The organism is Serratia sp. Ae19-1, from assembly GCF_059801225.1.
This window is the reverse complement of the sequence record NZ_JBCHWD010000002.1, coordinates 841,714-857,198: the sequence shown is the minus strand read 5'-3', so window position 1 is coordinate 857,198 and position 15,485 is coordinate 841,714. Positions and strand designations below refer to the sequence as shown.

The window sequence follows — 15,485 nt, the reverse complement described above, 5'->3', positions numbered from 1 at the left end:
CTCGATTCTCCTGTTAACACCCCGTGCAAAGGCCGCTGCCCCAAAGGAACAACGGCCCGCTCATACTCTGCGATCGCTTAACCCAGCGTTGGCATGCTGAATTCGGACACCGTCTGTTGCCCGGCCGGCCAGCGCGCGGTGGCGGTCTTCATGCGCGTGTAGAAACGCACGCCATCGGTGCCGTGCACGTTCAGCGCACCAAACACCGAGCGCTTCCAGCCGCCGAAGCTGTGGAACGCCATCGGCACCGGCACCGGCACGTTGACGCCGACCATCCCGGCCTGCACTTCTTGCACGAACTGGCGCGCGTAGTGGCCGCTGCCGGTAAAGATGGCACTGCCGTTGCCAAACTCATGGCCGTTGACCGTATCGATGGCGGTGCGATAGTCCGGCACCCGCACGATGCCCAGCACCGGCCCGAAGATCTCTTCGCGGTAAATGCGCATGTTCGGCTTCACGTGATCGAACAGCGTGCCACCAACGTAATAGCCTTCAGGATAGCCCGGCACCTGATAATTGCGGCCGTCGGCCACCAGGGTCGCGCCTTCTTCCACCCCCAGATCGATGTAGCCCAGCACCTTCTTCTGGTGAGCGGACGACACCAGCGGCCCCATTTCATTCTCTTCGCCGCCCTGCTGCAAGCCAGGGCCGACGCGCAGCTGCGCGATCAGCGGCTTCAGTTTGGCGATCAGCTTGTCGGCGGTATCATCGCCGACCACGACGGCGATCGGCAACGCCATGCAGCGTTCTCCGGCGGAGCCGAACGCGCCGCCCATCAACGCGTTGACCGTGGCGTCCAGATCGGCGTCCGGCATGACGATCGCCTGGTTTTTCGCCGCGCCGAAGGCCTGTACTCGCTTGCCGTGCGCGCTGGCGGTGGTGTAGATATGTTCCGCCACGGTGGAAGAACCGACGAAGCTCACCGCCTGAATGCGCGGATCGGTGCACAGCTGCGCCGCGTCTTCATTGGCGCAGTGCACCACGTTGAACACGCCGTCCGGCAGGCCGGCTTCTTTCAGCAGCTCCGCCAGGCGCACCGAGGCCGAAGGCACCAGCGCCGGCGGTTTGAGGATAAAGGTATTGCCGCAGGCCAGCGCGATAGGGAACATCCACATCGGCACCATTGCCGGGAAGTTGAACGGGGTGATGCCCGCCACCACGCCCAGCGGCTGCATCAGCGAGAAGCTGTCGACGCCGCTGCCGACGTCCGCCGAATACTCGCCCTTGATCAGATGTGGGATGCCGCAGGCGAATTCGACCACTTCCATGCCGCGCGTCAGTTCGCCCAGCGCATCCGAATACACTTTGCCGTGCTCGCTGACGATAAGCTCGGCCAGCTCGTCGCGGTGCTGTTCCAGCAACGCCTTGAAATTGAACATGATGCGCGCGCGACGCAGCGGCGTGGTGCGCGACCAGTCGGCGAACGCCCGATGGGCCACGTCGATGGCCTGTTTGACTTCGGCGGCGGTGCTCTGCGTGGCGCGCCGCTCAACCTGCCCGCTGGCCGGGTTATGCACGTCGACGGTTTGATTGCTGCTGCTCAGGCACACCTGCCCGTCAATAAAGTTACCCACGGTTTTCATGTCACGCCCTCTTTTCAAGTCCGCTGCCGCCTGGCCACTCGCAGGCGGCAGCGGCGTTAATCGTCCCGCTCGTCGCACTCCGTCGGCAAGCCGGCTAAATCCTGACCGGATGCAGCAAACTCTATTTCATTGAAAAAAAAATTTCAAATAAATTGTTTTGGAAAATTTGTTTTTAGTGCGTGAGGTCGCAATTTTGCGGTGTCGATCGGCCGTCGCTTTCATTGTCGTGCCAGAGCAGATACCGCGACGAGAGAGAAACTGTGGGTGATGCACGCTGACTTTGCTACAGAAAATCCGCACTGCGCCTGCCCTGCCGCCGCTATCGCCCAGCGCCGAACGCTCAAAGCGTCCGGGCCACTCGCGACGGTTTTTTTTGAACTGGATCTAAAAATCAATATTCCATTATTCACTAATTATGAAATAAATGTTCTTGTTTGTTCCAGCATTTATCGACGACATCGCCTTGATGACAGGCACGGTTCACACCCTTCCGCTCGCCCTCTTTCCGATAACCCAACCGTGCGGACGGAAGCCAGGATAAAAATCGGAGCAACACATGTCATATCAGCGTAAGCACAATACCGGCTACATCTTGCGAATTTGCGGCATCGCCGCCCTGGGCGGCATTCTGTTCGGCTACGACACCGCCGTGATCTCCGGCGCCATCGAAGCGCTGAAAACCTACTTCAGCCTCAGCCCGGCCGAAACCGGCTGGGCGGTCTCCAACGTGGTGATCGGTTGCGTGGTCGGCGCCTTCGCCGCCGGGCCGCTGGCGGCGCGCTGGGGCCGTAAAAAGGCGCTGATGCTGGCGGCGCTGCTGTTCACCGTGTCCGCCGTCGGCGCGGCATTGGCACCGACCTTCACCTGGTTCGTCATCTACCGCATCATCGGCGGCCTGGCGGTCGGCATCGCCGCCACCGTGTCGCCAATGTACATGTCGGAAGTGTCGCCGAAAGACATGCGCGGGCGGGCGCTCAGCATGCAGCAGTTCGCCATCGTGTTCGGCCAGATCGTGATTTTCTACGTCAACTTCAAAATCGCCAGCCTCGCCAGCGAAGCCTGGCTGGTGGAAATGGGCTGGCGCTGGATGTTCGCCTCGGGCGTGATCCCCTGCATCCTGTTCTGCATCCTGGTGTTCGTTATCCCTGAATCGCCGCGCTGGAACGTGATGATGGGCCGCGACGATCAGGCGCTGGCGATGTTGACCAAGGTCTCCAACGCTGCCCACGCGCAGAATCTGCTGAAAGAAATCAAAGACTCGCTGCAGCAGGATCGGCAGCAACAACACCGGAAACTGAATTACGGCGACGTGCGGGTGCGGTTCATCCTGTTCGTCGGCTGCATGATCGCCATGCTGCAACAGGTGACCGGCGTCAACGTGATGATGTACTACGCGCCGGTGGTGTTGAAAACCGTCACCGAAAACGCGCAGGAAGCACTGTTCCAGACCATCTGGATCGGCGTGCTGCAGCTGGTCGGTTCGGTGATCGGCGCCATGCTGATGGATCGCATGGGCCGTATTCCGCTGATGCGTTACGGTACGCTGGGCGCCATCGCCGGCCTGCTGCTCACCTCGTACGCGCTCTACACCCAGGCCACCGGCTATTTCGCGCTGTTCGGCATGCTGTTCTTCATGGTGTTTTATGCGCTGTCCTGGGGCGTCGGCGCCTGGGTGCTGGTGTCGGAGATCTTCCCGAACCGCATGCGCGCGCAGGGGATGAGCATCGCCGTCGGCTGCATGTGGGTCGCCAACTTCGCGGTATCGCAGTCATTCCCGATGATCAACGATCATCCTTACCTGTTCTCGCATTTCCACGGTGCCTTCCCGATGTGGATCTTCGCCGCCTGCTGCCTGTTCAGCTACTGGTTTATCGGCCGTTATATCCCGGAAACCAAAGGCGTCTCACTGGAAAAAATGGAGCAGGTGGTGCTGGCCAAACGCCACCGCCATCCTCTGCCCGACGGCAAGCCGCTGCCGCTGGAAAACGGCAAATCCTGATCTCTCACCCTGACCGCTGGAGTAATGCCTCATGACCATTGCGCTGGACCGCTTCTGCATTAACCGCAAGATCGCGCCGAATCTCGATCTGGACAGTTTTTTCCGCCTGGTGAAACGTTGCGGGCTCAGCAAGGTTGAGCTGCGCAACGACATGCCCAGCGGCAAGGTGACCGACGATCTGAGCGACGCGCAGCTCAACGCGCTTGCCGCACAATACGGCATCGACATCGTCACGATCAACGCCCTTGGCATGTTCAACCGGGTAGACGACCCGGCGGCGCTTCTGCAACGCGCCGAAGCGCTGCTGGCGCAGGCCCAGGCCATCCACAGCCGGGCGCTGGTGCTGTGCCCGCACTGCAGCGCCGATGACCAGCGCAGCGAGCAGCAAAAACGGGATGACACCCTCGCCGCATTGCGGCTGCTGGCGCCGCTGTTTGCCCGCTATGGCGTACAGGGATACGTCGAACCGCTGGGTTTCGGCATCAGTTCGCTGCGATCGTCGCTGCTGACCCAGGCGATCATCCGCGATGCCGGCGCGCCGTACCGCATCGTGCTCGATACTTTCCACCACTATCTGAGCGGCGTGACGCAGGCCGATTTCGACGCCCAAATCCAGGTGGCGCAGATCGGCCTGGTGCATCTGTCCGGCGTGGAAGACGCGCGGGAGAAAGGCGCGTTGAGCGACGAAGAGCGCATCATGCTGAGCGAGGGGGATCGGCTGGAGAGCCGCCGTCAGGTGCAGAACCTGGAACGCCTGGGCTACGCCGGCATCTATGCCTTCGAGCCTTTCTCTTCCCAGCTGGACAGCTGGAGTGAGGCGGATATCGAACGGGAAATCCGCCAGAGCATCGCCCTGCTGCAAGGGTAAAAAAAACGGCCTCCACGGAGGCCGTTTTTCATGGCGTTACTTCAGGTTGCCGACCACCAGCTGGTGACGCTGGTTATAAAACTTACGGTAGGCCAGATAGCAGGCAATGATGGTCGACAGGCTGGCGGTGGAAAGCAGCATGAAGGTCACCATAATCTGGTATTTGATCGCTTTCACCGGATCGATGCCGGCGAAGATCAGCCCGGACATCATGCCCGGCAGGCTGACCAGCCCGACGGTTTTCGCCGAGTCCACGGTCGGGATCAGCGAAGCGCGGATGCTGTCGCGGATCAGCGCCGCCGAAGCGAACTTGGGTGTCGCCCCCAGGCTGAGCATCTCCTGAATCTTCTGCTGCTCGCTTTTGAAACGCTGGCCGAGGTTGGTGTAACACAGCCCCACCGCCACCATGGCGTTGCCGGCGATCATCCCGGAGATCGGGATCACCTGCATCGGCGTAAATTCGATAGACCCGGTCAACACCAGCACCGCCAGCGTCAGCACTGCACCGGTGGTGATGGCGATAAACGACGTCACGAAGGCGTGTTCGACGTACTTGCTGCGTTTCTTGGCGTTGTAGGCTGCGTTAAAGCAGATGAACAGCACCATCAGCACGGTGAGAACGGCGTTATCCAGGTCGAAAATATACTTCAGCACATAGCCGACGATGATCAGTTGCACCACCGCGCGGCAGATGCTCCAGATAATGTCCTTTTCCAACGCCAGCTTTTCCCGATGGCTGATCAGAATGGCGACCACCACCAGGATCATCGACAAGCCCAAGGATTCGTTGGTGATGTTATGCTGATTCATGCTGTTGCTCCTGTTGCTCGGCGCGGTGCGCGCGCAGGGTGATCACCTCGTCCGCATGCGCTATCTCTTCGGTATCGTGCGTTACCCACAGCACCGCCAGCCGCTGCTCCGCCACCAGCTGATGAACGATTTCGTTGACGTTGCGCTTGTTTTCCTCGTCCAGCGCGCTGGTGATCTCATCGAGTAACAGCACCCGCGGCATAAACTGCAGGTTGCGGATCAGGGACACGCGCTGTTTTTCCCCGCCGGAAAGCTCATTGATGCCTTTAGTCAGCATCGCCTCCGGCAACCCGAAACGCGCCAAATCGGCCTTCATTTTCGCCGTGTCCGGCGACTGTTGGCGGATTTGATAGGGCAGCGCCAGATTGTCGTAAACCGTATTGCCGAACAGCGCCGGCGTCTGGAAACAATAAGAGACCTGCTTGCGGTACGCCTCCGGCGACATCTCGGCGATCGCCCGGCCGTCGAAATAGATATTTCCGCGGGTCGGATCCATTAAGGAAGAGATGATTTTCAGCAGGGTGCTTTTCCCGCAGCCGGAAGGTCCGGTGATCAGCTTGAACTCGCCTTCACCCAGGGTGAAAGAGACCGAGTCCAGGATCACCTGGTTGTCTATTTGATAATGAATATCATCCAATCTCAGTATGTCTTTCTTTTCCTTCATTACGATGCCGGCTCCCTACACCTGTTTCCGTCTGAGCGATAAGTATATGGCCGCAAAAAACATCTTAGCAATGCCTGCGCGGCGGGCGGGGAACGCAAAGGAGGATTGGCGGAGCGGAAAGCCCCCGCCAAATGATAAGATTAATTAATGCTTAGCTGTAGGAATAGTCAAAAGCGACCGCCAGGGCCGAATCACTCTTTTTTCATCGCTGCCTGTTCTTCGCAGCTGTACCAGCGTAGAGAATTATTGATGCTGCGGTGGGTGCAGCGCACCTTGCCCTCCTTTTCCAACGCCAGCAGCAGGGTGCGGGTGGTATAGATGTTTTCACCGCATTTATCTGCCAGCTCGCGCGTCTTCGGCCACTGCTCCGGCGGGGGATGATGGCCCCCTGACCCTTCCACACGATCCCTGCACAATCCTTGCAACACATTCAGCATCAGCGATTTTCTGCTTTCAAACGTATTCGGCGCCTTGGCCATAGCATTCCTCCTGAGTGGTTACTGCTGAGCACCCCGCTCACGGTTGCACGTCCGCGATGCGCAGGGTGTAAATCATGGTGGCGTTCGGGGGGATCGCCGGCGGGCTGCCCTGCTTGCCGTATGCCAGCGCAGGTGGCACCACCAGGGTGATCGAGCCGTGGCGCTGCAGCTTCTCGATAGCGGCGCGAAACAGCGGCGGATAGCGCGTCAACGGCTGCGAGATCACCGTTCCCGCCAGCTCCATATCTTTGACCACCCGGCCGTCGGGCAAACTCTCGCGCACCACGATGTCCACCCGATCGTCGGTGCCAATCGCGCCGCTGCCGGCATAGTCGACCCGGTAGTAGAAACCGAGCGCATCCTGCTTCACCCCCTCCTGTCGGGCGAAATCGGCCAGGTAGGCCTTGCCGTCCGCAGGGGGAGTCTGCGCCTGCTGCAAACGCTGCTGCGCCGTGCGCAGCGCGCTGTCGATGGCGGCGTCATCCAACCGCAACCGGCCGGCCAGGGTATCGGCGATGCCCGCCAGCAAAAGCTGCCTGTCCGCCTCCAGCCCTGCCCGTTGGTTCTCCTGCTGCAGATGCAAAATGTCGCGCCCCAGCGATACGCCGGCGGCATAGGCCTGCTTGTCCGCATCGCTGGCCAGCGGTGGCGCTTGCACCGCCTGCCGCCGTTCTGTCAGCAAGGTTTCTATCCGCTGCCGTTGCTGCGCCAGCTGCGCGGTCAAACTTGCGCTGCGCTGTTCGGCTCGCGTCAGCGAGGCGACCAGCACGCCCACCTCAGGCACCGGCGCAATGGCCTGCTTCACCCCTTTCAACGCATCGATAAGCGGCCGAATATCGACGCCGACCGGCTCCCTTTTCGGCGCCGCAGCGGCCTGAGCCGCCGCCAACTGCAACTCCAACTGACGGATTTTCTCCGCCTGCTGTTGCAAAGAGTGCGTCAGTGCAGTTAAACGAGCGCCATCTGCGCCTGCGACGGCGGTCGGTTTAGCGGCCGGTACGGGCGCCGATTTGCGCTCGGCATCGTCCCTGGGCGCGGCCGGCGGCGCCTGCCGCTGTTCGGCAAACTTCAACAGGGCAGGAATGCCGTCGTCATCGGCGCAAACGGTCCCGCTCACCGCCAACAGCAGGATCCCTATCCCCCATCCTTGCGCACTGCGCTTCACGGCTACAGATTCTCGACCCGGTCAGACAGATCGGACATCAGCTCATGTTCGACGTCGGCGCAGAATTTCTCGGTTTTATATTGATAAAGCGCATCAATAGCTTTGCGGGTGCTTTCATCTACGTTGCCGCGCACCCCGGCATATCCGGAGGCGTTGGAAAGCAGGCCGTTAAAATAGGCGATGCGTTTTTGATAGCTTTGCGGATTAATATTCTTTAAGGAATTAACCCGTTGCTGACAAAGCGCGATGCGCTGTTCATCAGATTTATCATTAGGATTGTTCTGTGAAAGTTTTTTCACGGAATTCAGGTTTGTCTTGCTACCGCCTGCACAGCCAGAAAGCGCCATAACAGAAAACAAAAATATGGCCAAACCCACCGTGCGGCGTCCGCCGCAAGCATTAATCATCGTTATCATTCCGTTTATAATCCTTTAATTGTCACGCAAGTCATCATTATGTAGCGAACGGCAGCAACGCATGCCTTAATTTGATTAATCAAAATGGGTTAGGCAGTGAAAAATCCCTATCACGCAATGCGATAGAATAATTCACTACCGGTGAAATTGTTATTTAATTGTTAACCAATTAGGTCTAAACGCTGGCTAAACGCGAATAAGAAACCCCACTCCCTCATGCACAAACAACCATGAAATAACAATAAAAACAATAAATTATGTTTTATATTTTGTTTCAGTAAGAAAATTCAGCCTCTGCTGCCTAAGGGCGATATTAGCAAAACAATATTGTGAATTGTAGGTGCCACCCTATTTCCCCCGATCTAATATCTCGCATATCGTTATTTATATAGTGATTTATACTGGATAATATTTGTATACGATCTATTGATTTTAAAGCAAATATATTTCTTTTTCCTTTTGGTTTTATATTCTGAATTTGACTTAATTTAATAAAATCTATTTCCAAGCAATACTATTATTTGCAAGAATATTCCCAGCAACACGTCACACTTAAAACTCGTATTTTATTTACCAAGAAATCCATTGCTGATTTCCAAAATCTCGTTATTTCTCATAAATAACGGATGTTGGCGTATTGCCCAGAGCAAAAGGATCTGGCTCCAGCCGTACGGCCGGCGACATGGCGTTGCCGCCGCTGCGGGGGATTTAGATGTGCTGTTCTTTTTATTTAAAAACTCTCTACAGGAACTTGAGAAATGAAACTGAATAAATTAATGCTGGCAACCGTGATTGCTTTCGCTTCCGCATCTGTTGCTCATGCCGCATCTAATCAGGGCAGCGGTAAAGTCACCTTTACCGGCGAAATTATCGATGCGCCATGCAGCGTCGCACCGGAATCCGTTGACCAAACCGTGCCAATGGGCCAGATCAGCAGCCGTATCCTGGCCAACCAGGGTAAATCCAGCATGCAGCCTTTCAACATCGAACTGAAAGATTGCTCCATCTCCACCATGAAAAACGTCAAAGTGACCTTTACCGGTACGCCTGATCCGGTCAACAACAAATTGCTGGCTCTGAGCGGCACGGCAACCGGCGCCGGCATCGTGATCTACGACAACCTGCACTCCAAAGAAGTGGAACTGGGCACGGCGACCGACGGTCAGGGCCTGAACGACGGCGACAACTCGCTGAAATTCGCCGCTTACCTGCAGGGCAGCAGCGCCTCCACCGCCGTGGTGCCGGGCGACTTCACCAGCGTGGCGAACTTCACCCTGGCTTACCTGTAATACCCCACAGGGGATGCCGCAGGGCATCCCCCGCTTTATTGCATGCCGACGAGAGCGGCAAGGGAACAGGGAAAGACAGGGAGACGCCAGCATGACTATCCGCCTTTGCGGTCTGTTGCTCATCGCGCTCAGCGTAGGCAACGCGGCGGCAGCGAAAAATCAGGGCCACGGCAAAGTCAGCCTGGGCGGCACCATCGTCGAAACACCGTGCGGCATCGCCAGCGACAGCCTGGATCAAACCGTCGATTTCGGTCTGATTTCCATGACCGATGCCTCACAGGACGGGCAATCGGTGCTGATCGGCAGCCGTCGCCATTTCACGATCAAACTGGTGAATTGCGAACTGGCCAGCCAGGTGAAGCCCGACTTTATCTATCGCGCGGCCAACGTCACGTTCGACGGCACCGCCGACAGCCAAGATCCTTCCCTGTTGGGCGTGTATGGCGAGGCGCAAGGCGTGGCTATCGAGCTGTTGACCGATGCCGGCGCCCCGATCCCGCTCGGCAGCACGACGGCGGATTATCAGATCGTCGCCGGCGACAACACGCTGCGTTTCGGCGCGCAGCTGCGCATACATCCCGATAAGGCGCGGGCGGGCGGCTTCAGCTCTCTGGCCAAATTCACCCTGTCTTATCTCTAGCGCCGGCGGGCGCTGCACAGCATTACGTATTCAGGTCGTACGGATGACCTGCTATTGGGCGCGGACTTGCCATGAGTGATTATGTTATGACGTCATTACTGACACGGAAACACCTACCTCTCCTCGTCATTCTGTCTTTCCTCTGGGTGCGTCCGGCATTTTCCGCCACGGAATTCAATACCGACGTCCTGGATATCGGCGAGCGCAGCAAAGTGGATCTTTCGCGCTTCTCCGACGCCGACTACGTCATGCCCGGCGCTTATTTGCTGGATATCAAGATCAACCAGAAAACGCTGCCTCAGCGCAGCATTCAGTATTTACCGTCACCAGATAACAAGAGCGGCAGCCAGGTGTGCCTGCCGCCCGACCTGGTGGAAAAAATGGCGTTGAAGGAAGAGGCGGCCAAGAAAGTCACCCTGTGGCACGACAACCAGTGCGCCGACATTCGCGCGATCAAAGGTGCGACCGTCTCCGATCGCATCGGCGGCGGCGTGCTGGCGATCACCATCCCGCAGGCATGGATGAAATACTCCGATCCCGACTGGACGCCGCCCGAACAGTGGGATGACGGCATTCCCGGCCTGCTGCTGGATTACAACGTCAGCGGTCAGCTAGGCAAGCAGAGCCATAACAACAACACCGCCCAGAACCTGAGCAGCTACGGCACCTTAGGCGCCAACCTGGGCGCCTGGCGCCTGCGCGCGGACTTCCAGTCCAATTACAACCAGCAGGCCGGCGATCGCAGCACCGGTTTCGACTGGAACCAGATCTACACCTACCGCGCGCTGCCGATGCAGGCCGCCAAGCTGACGGTGGGCGAGATCTATCTCGACTCCGGGGTGTTCGACGCCTATCGCTTCACCGGCCTCAACCTGGCCAGCGACGAGCGCATGCTGCCGCCTAATCTGCAGGGCTATGCGCCGGAAGTGCGCGGCATCGCCAAGAGCAACGCCAAGATCACCGTCTCGCAGGAAGGCCGCACGCTGTACGAAACCACCGTGCCCGCCGGGCCGTTCGCCATTCAGGATCTCAACAGCTCGGTGCGCGGCAAGCTGGACGTCAAAGTGGAAGAGCAGGACGGCACCGTCTCGACCTTCCAGGTGGACACCGCCACCATTCCGTACCTGACCCGGCCGGGCTACGTGCGCTACAACGTGGCGCTGGGCAAGACCTCGGCCTACGACCACCGCACTCAGGGGCCGCTGTTTTCCGCCAGCGACTTCTCCTGGGGGTTAAGCAACGCCTGGTCGCTGTATGGCGGCGCGCTGCTCGGCGGCGACTATAACGCCTGGGCGCTCGGCCTCGGCCGCGATCTGAACGTGTTCGGCGCCATGTCGCTGGACGTCACCCAGTCGATCGCCCGTCTGCCCGGCGAGCCGACCGCCAGCGGCATGTCGTTCAAGCTCAACTACGCCAAACGCTTCGACGAGCTGAACAGCCAGATCACCTTCGCCGGCTACCGCTTCTCGCAGCGCAAGTTCATGAACATGTCGCAATATCTGCAGGAGCGTTACGGTGATTACGACAAGAATTACAACGGCCGGCAGAAAGAGCTGTACACCATCACCGCCAGCAAAACCTTTATGGCGGAAGACACCACCAAGGCGATCACCGCCTACCTGACCTACTCGCACCAGACCTATTGGGACGCGCGAACTCAGGATCGTTACGGCCTGTCGGCCAGCAAGCTGTTCAGCATCGGCGATATCAGCAACATCACCGCCTCGCTGTCGGCTTACCGCACCTATTACCAGGGCCGCACCGACGATAGCGTGATGCTCAACTTCACCGTGCCGATCGGCGATCGCCGCCGTGTCGGCTATGCGCTGCAAACCAACAATGGCGATGTTACGCAGACCGCGTCGTACAACGACTACAGCGATCCGGACAATACCTGGCAGGTCAGCGGCGGCTTTAATCAGTCCGGCAAATCGCTGGCGCGCGGGTACTACACCCACAACGCCTCGTTCGGCTCGCTGAACGCCAGCGCCTCTTATCAGCAGGACAGCTACTCGTCGATCGGCGGTTCGTTCCGCGGCGGCCTCACCGCTACCCGGTACGGCATCGCGGCGCACCAAAACTCGAGCAACGGCGGCAGCCGCATGATGCTCGACACCGACGGCATCGCCGGCGTGCCGATCAACAACGGCCGCGCCTACAGCAACCGTTTCGGGCTGGCGGTGATTTCCGACATCACCAGCTACTACAACACCGACACCCGCATCGACGTCAACAAGCTGGCGGACGACGTCGAGGCCACCCGCGCAGTGGTGCAAGGCACGCTGACCGAAGGCGCCATCGGCTACCGCCACTTCGAGGTGGTGAAAGGCAGCAAGCTGCTGGCCACCATTCGCCTTGCGGACGGCAGCGAACCGCCGTTCGGCGCCGCGGTGCTGAGCGAGAAAGGCCGCGAGGTCGCGGTGGTCAACGACGGCGGCTCGGTCTACCTGACCGGCGTGCAGCCGGAGGAAAAACTGGACGTCGCCTGGGAAGGTCAACGCCGCTGCCGCATCGTGATCCCGGGCGCCGCCAAGCCGCTGGACCAGCTGCTGCTGCCGTGCGCCACCCTGTAATCCGTAACGCTGAGAAATGATGACATGAACAAACACCCGATAACGCTACTGACCGCCGCCGGCCTGGCCTTGAGCGCCGTACTGCCCACCGCCGACGCGGCGATATCGCTGGATCGCACGCGCGCCGTCTATGTGAGCGACGCCAAATCGATCAGCCTGAATATCGTCAACGAAAACAAAGAGCTGCCCTTCCTGGCGCAGTCCTGGCTGGAGAACGAGCAGCACCAGAAAATCACCTCGCCGCTGGTGGTGCTGCCGCCGTTGCAGCGCGTGGAGCCGAGCGAGCGCAGCGTAGTGCGCATCACCAAAACGCCGGAGGCGGATCGTCTACCGCAGGATCGCGAGTCGGTGTTCTACTTCAACCTGCGCGAGATCCCGCCGAAAAGCACCAAAACCAACGTGATGCAGCTGGCGCTGCAAACGCAGATCAAGCTGTTCTACCGGCCGAAGGCGATTGTCGCGCCCAAGGGTGAAGTGTGGCAGGAAAAGCTGGTGTTCCGTAAAAGCGGCGGCGCCATCACCGTCGACAACCCGACGCCGTTTTACATCACCCTGACCGGCATGACGCGGCAAACGCAAAAACAGGGCGGCGGCGCGATCGGCGGTTTTCAACCTCTGATGGTGAAGCCGAAATCCAGCGAAAGCCTCAAGCTGCACGACACCGGCATGAACAGCTTCGTCATCACCTACATCAACGACTACGGCGGCCACCCCGAGCTGCGCTTCGCCTGCAACGGCAGCGTTTGCACCGCCGTGCCCGAGAAAAAATAAGGAGGTCCAGCATGGCTGAATTCACCGATCGACTGCGCCCGCTGCTGCTCGGCGCGCTGCTGTGCGGCGGCAGCGCGCTGGCGGCAACGCCGCTGGGCGTGATCGAAGGCACGACCGGCACCGTCAGCTTTCACGGCGGCCTGCTCAGCTCTCCCTGCAGCCTGACGCCGGATAGCCGGGATCAGGCCGTCGATCTGGGCGACGTCAGCGCACGCGACTTCCGAAACGCCGGCGATCGCAGTGCGCCGGTGCGTTTTCGCCTCTCGTTCCGCAACTGCCTGCTGGGCGCGCGAGCGCTGGCGGATAACCCGGCCGGCCCGCGCAACGGCGACGCCGGCCGCCTCTACCTGCAGGGTGAGCAGGCCGCCACGCTGGTGTTCCTCGGCGAAAGCGACGTCGACAATCCGTCGCTGCTGAAGCTGAACGGCGGCGTGCAAGGCATCGGCCTGCGGCTGCAAGATCAGCAGGGCCGCGCGCTGGAACTGAATCAGCGCAGCCGCCCCTACATTCTGCAGCCCGGCAGCAACACCCTGTGGTTCAGCGCCAGCGTGGAATCCACCCAGCGGGCGGTGATGGCGGCCGGGTTCGACGCCGTGGCGCATATTCAGGTGATTTACCTGTGAGGTTCGAGAACGCAATGAAAACTCAACTGACCAAACTCTGCCTGCCGCTGGCGATCGCGCTGGCGGCCCCCGCCGCCTGGGCCAACGGCTATGTCACGCCGGACGGCGGGCCGAAACAGTTCTATATCGATCTGAATGAAAGCAACATCACCAACCAGGTGGGGTTCACCAAACTGTTTCCCTATGATCTCGGTGGAACCTATACCGGCAAGGTGTATTGCGATACCCCTATCCCCACCAGCCCACACTTTTACAAGTCGGATTCAGCCTTGCCTCCTTCCGACTACGGCAACGGCTATTTAAAACTGAATGACTTTCTGGATTTGAAGGCCGAGGTGTGGATCGCCGGCAACAAGAACGCCTACGTCACCGTGCCTTTTTACAACGAATCGAATTTGCTGAGCCAACACAGCTGCCGCCCACCGTACCTGCAGGTCAACAACTACGGCAGCGGCTCCAAAGGCAAGATCACCTTCCGGGTGCGCAAAAAAATCATCAACGGCGTCGAGATTAACGATCGGCAGATCATCGAGATGTACGGCCGTCTCGGCTCGACCGACGGCGGCTTCGGCCCTAATCCGATGGCGCAGGTGTTTATCCAGTCCGCGATCCTTTATGTGCCAGATAAATGCGTGGTGAACGAAGGCCAGCTGATCAACGTGGAGTTCGGCGAGATCGGCGGCAGCGATCTCAACGGCTCGAACTACCCGCAAAGCATCCCGGTGCGTTTCCAGTGCGAGGGCGGCAGCTTCGAGGACGGCACGCTGAACATCAAGCTGGCGGTGTCGGGTACGGCGGCCTCCTTCAGCAACGAGGTGTTCAAAACCGACAAGAACGATCTCGGCATCCGGCTGACCCACAACGGCCAGCTGGTCATCCCGAATGAGTTTTATCCGGTGCCGAACATCGGCAACGGCGGCTCCTGGAACCTGGTGGCGGCGCCGTTCGCCAACGGCGGCACGGAGATCGGTGAAGGGGAATTCAACGCGTCGGCCACCATCGTGGCGGCATTCCAGTAACCGAGGGAGGAACGAAAAAATGCGTCTACGCGCTTTAACGCTGCTGGTCTGCGCGCCCTGGTGGGTTGCCGTCATGCCGGCAGCGGCGAACACCGAGCTTATCGGCGCGCCGGTGCAGTTCCACGGTACCGTGGTCAGCCGCCCGTGCAATATCGAACCGCAGTCCGCCGATCAACTGGTGGAGATGGGCACGGTGATCGTCAAAACCCTGTACCGCTACGGCCATACCACGCCGGTGCCGTTCAGCATCAAGCTGACCGACTGCAAGACCACGGTGTTCAAATCCGTCAGCGTGACCTTCAGCGGCACCGAAGACGGAGAACTGCCGGGCAAGCTGGCGATCAACAACGGCGCGAACGGCGCCGCCATCGCCCTGTTCGATCATCAGGGCGCGGACATCGATTTGAACAAGGCCACCAGCGCCGTCGCGCTGCAAAACGGCCCCAACAGCCTGAACTTCACCGCCTATGTGCAGGGGCGGCCCAGCGCGATTCAAAACCAAAGCATTACCGAAGGCGAATTCACGTCCGTCGCCAATTTTGTGCTGGCGTACCAATAAGCCCCGCACCTTCCCAGGGAAATCAGG

At 59.5% G+C, this 15,485-nt stretch carries 15 protein-coding genes; 9 read left to right on the top strand and 6 right to left on the bottom strand.

The window, feature by feature from the left end; translation table 11 throughout:
* Positions 1 to 77: 77 nt before the first annotated feature.
* Complete coding sequence (locus tag AAIE04_RS09345; protein ID WP_498576834.1) at positions 78 to 1,583, bottom strand: CoA-acylating methylmalonate-semialdehyde dehydrogenase; 1,506 nt, start codon at positions 1,581 to 1,583, stop codon at positions 78 to 80.
* Positions 1,584 to 2,139: 556 nt separating this feature from the next.
* Here AAIE04_RS09345 and AAIE04_RS09340 point away from each other — a divergent pair.
* Together AAIE04_RS09340 and AAIE04_RS09335 are read left to right on the top strand one after the other, a co-directional pair.
* The gene (locus AAIE04_RS09340) at positions 2,140 to 3,582 is read left to right on the top strand and encodes a sugar porter family MFS transporter (RefSeq protein WP_154747653.1); all 1,443 of its coding nucleotides are present in this window, start codon (positions 2,140 to 2,142) and stop codon (positions 3,580 to 3,582) included.
* Between the two features lie 31 nt (positions 3,583 to 3,613).
* Entirely contained in the window at positions 3,614 to 4,450 is an 837-nt protein-coding gene (locus tag AAIE04_RS09335) for a TIM barrel protein (RefSeq protein ID WP_063918373.1), read from the top strand.
* A gap of 36 nt (positions 4,451 to 4,486) precedes the next feature.
* Here the strand turns inward: AAIE04_RS09335 and fetB are convergent, their stop codons facing one another.
* The 5 genes from fetB to AAIE04_RS09310 all read right to left on the bottom strand — a co-directional run bounded on the left by fetB (position 4,487) and on the right by AAIE04_RS09310 (position 7,984).
* Positions 4,487 to 5,260, bottom strand: a complete 774-nt coding sequence (fetB, locus tag AAIE04_RS09330) for an iron efflux ABC transporter permease subunit FetB (RefSeq protein ID WP_019455206.1) — start codon at positions 5,258 to 5,260, stop codon at positions 4,487 to 4,489.
* The gene (fetA, locus tag AAIE04_RS09325) at positions 5,247 to 5,924 is read right to left on the bottom strand and encodes an iron efflux ABC transporter ATP-binding subunit FetA (RefSeq protein WP_063918372.1); all 678 of its coding nucleotides are present in this window, start codon (positions 5,922 to 5,924) and stop codon (positions 5,247 to 5,249) included. The genes fetB and fetA overlap by 14 nt, the downstream gene beginning before the upstream one ends.
* A gap of 191 nt (positions 5,925 to 6,115) precedes the next feature.
* The gene (locus tag AAIE04_RS09320) at positions 6,116 to 6,403 is read right to left on the bottom strand and encodes a FaeA/PapI family transcriptional regulator (protein ID WP_019455208.1); all 288 of its coding nucleotides are present in this window, start codon (positions 6,401 to 6,403) and stop codon (positions 6,116 to 6,118) included.
* Positions 6,404 to 6,440: 37 nt separating this feature from the next.
* A complete protein-coding gene (locus tag AAIE04_RS09315) occupies positions 6,441 to 7,568 on the bottom strand; it encodes an FKBP-type peptidyl-prolyl cis-trans isomerase N-terminal domain-containing protein (RefSeq protein ID WP_498576833.1) in 1,128 nt (375 codons plus the stop codon).
* Between the two features lie 2 nt (positions 7,569 to 7,570).
* Positions 7,571 to 7,984, bottom strand: a complete 414-nt coding sequence (locus AAIE04_RS09310) for a YuaE family lipoprotein (protein ID WP_025159890.1) — start codon at positions 7,982 to 7,984, stop codon at positions 7,571 to 7,573.
* A 758-nt stretch (positions 7,985 to 8,742) separates the two neighbouring features.
* Here AAIE04_RS09310 and AAIE04_RS09305 point away from each other — a divergent pair.
* From AAIE04_RS09305 to AAIE04_RS09275, 7 genes are all read left to right on the top strand, one after another.
* A complete protein-coding gene (locus tag AAIE04_RS09305; RefSeq protein ID WP_498576832.1) occupies positions 8,743 to 9,273 on the top strand; it encodes a fimbrial protein in 531 nt (176 codons plus the stop codon).
* A gap of 91 nt (positions 9,274 to 9,364) precedes the next feature.
* On the top strand, positions 9,365 to 9,913 hold the full coding sequence (locus AAIE04_RS09300) for a fimbrial protein (RefSeq protein ID WP_498576831.1): 549 nt from the start codon (positions 9,365 to 9,367) through the stop codon (positions 9,911 to 9,913).
* Between the two features lie 71 nt (positions 9,914 to 9,984).
* Positions 9,985 to 12,486 (top strand): fimbria/pilus outer membrane usher protein, encoded by a 2,502-nt coding sequence (locus AAIE04_RS09295; protein ID WP_498576830.1) that lies wholly within the window; start codon positions 9,985 to 9,987, stop codon positions 12,484 to 12,486.
* Positions 12,487 to 12,510: 24 nt separating this feature from the next.
* Positions 12,511 to 13,257 (top strand): fimbrial biogenesis chaperone, encoded by a 747-nt coding sequence (locus AAIE04_RS09290; protein WP_498576829.1) that lies wholly within the window; start codon positions 12,511 to 12,513, stop codon positions 13,255 to 13,257.
* Positions 13,258 to 13,268: 11 nt separating this feature from the next.
* On the top strand, positions 13,269 to 13,880 hold the full coding sequence (locus AAIE04_RS09285) for a fimbrial protein (protein WP_498576828.1): 612 nt from the start codon (positions 13,269 to 13,271) through the stop codon (positions 13,878 to 13,880).
* A gap of 14 nt (positions 13,881 to 13,894) precedes the next feature.
* A complete protein-coding gene (locus AAIE04_RS09280; protein WP_498576827.1) occupies positions 13,895 to 14,899 on the top strand; it encodes a fimbrial protein in 1,005 nt (334 codons plus the stop codon).
* A 19-nt stretch (positions 14,900 to 14,918) separates the two neighbouring features.
* Entirely contained in the window at positions 14,919 to 15,458 is a 540-nt protein-coding gene (locus AAIE04_RS09275; protein ID WP_019455216.1) for a fimbrial protein, read from the top strand.
* Positions 15,459 to 15,485: the final 27 nt, after the last annotated feature.

What these genes read in the sequence shown, in the direction of transcription:
- AAIE04_RS09310 (WP_025159890.1), bottom strand. Translation starts at nt 7,984, where the DNA reads ATGATAACGATGATTAATGCTTGCGGCGGACGCCGCACGGTGGGTTTG.
- AAIE04_RS09290 (WP_498576829.1), top strand. Translation starts at nt 12,511, where the DNA reads ATGAACAAACACCCGATAACGCTACTGACCGCCGCCGGCCTGGCCTTG.
- AAIE04_RS09285 (WP_498576828.1), top strand. Translation starts at nt 13,269, where the DNA reads ATGGCTGAATTCACCGATCGACTGCGCCCGCTGCTGCTCGGCGCGCTG.
- AAIE04_RS09295 (WP_498576830.1), top strand. Translation starts at nt 9,985, where the DNA reads ATGAGTGATTATGTTATGACGTCATTACTGACACGGAAACACCTACCT.
- AAIE04_RS09340 (WP_154747653.1), top strand. Translation starts at nt 2,140, where the DNA reads ATGTCATATCAGCGTAAGCACAATACCGGCTACATCTTGCGAATTTGC.
- fetA (WP_063918372.1), bottom strand. Translation starts at nt 5,924, where the DNA reads ATGAAGGAAAAGAAAGACATACTGAGATTGGATGATATTCATTATCAA.
- AAIE04_RS09345 (WP_498576834.1), bottom strand. Translation starts at nt 1,583, where the DNA reads ATGAAAACCGTGGGTAACTTTATTGACGGGCAGGTGTGCCTGAGCAGC.
- fetB (WP_019455206.1), bottom strand. Translation starts at nt 5,260, where the DNA reads ATGAATCAGCATAACATCACCAACGAATCCTTGGGCTTGTCGATGATC.
- AAIE04_RS09305 (WP_498576832.1), top strand. Translation starts at nt 8,743, where the DNA reads ATGAAACTGAATAAATTAATGCTGGCAACCGTGATTGCTTTCGCTTCC.
- AAIE04_RS09320 (WP_019455208.1), bottom strand. Translation starts at nt 6,403, where the DNA reads ATGGCCAAGGCGCCGAATACGTTTGAAAGCAGAAAATCGCTGATGCTG.
- AAIE04_RS09275 (WP_019455216.1), top strand. Translation starts at nt 14,919, where the DNA reads ATGCGTCTACGCGCTTTAACGCTGCTGGTCTGCGCGCCCTGGTGGGTT.
- AAIE04_RS09335 (WP_063918373.1), top strand. Translation starts at nt 3,614, where the DNA reads ATGACCATTGCGCTGGACCGCTTCTGCATTAACCGCAAGATCGCGCCG.
- AAIE04_RS09300 (WP_498576831.1), top strand. Translation starts at nt 9,365, where the DNA reads ATGACTATCCGCCTTTGCGGTCTGTTGCTCATCGCGCTCAGCGTAGGC.
- AAIE04_RS09280 (WP_498576827.1), top strand. Translation starts at nt 13,895, where the DNA reads ATGAAAACTCAACTGACCAAACTCTGCCTGCCGCTGGCGATCGCGCTG.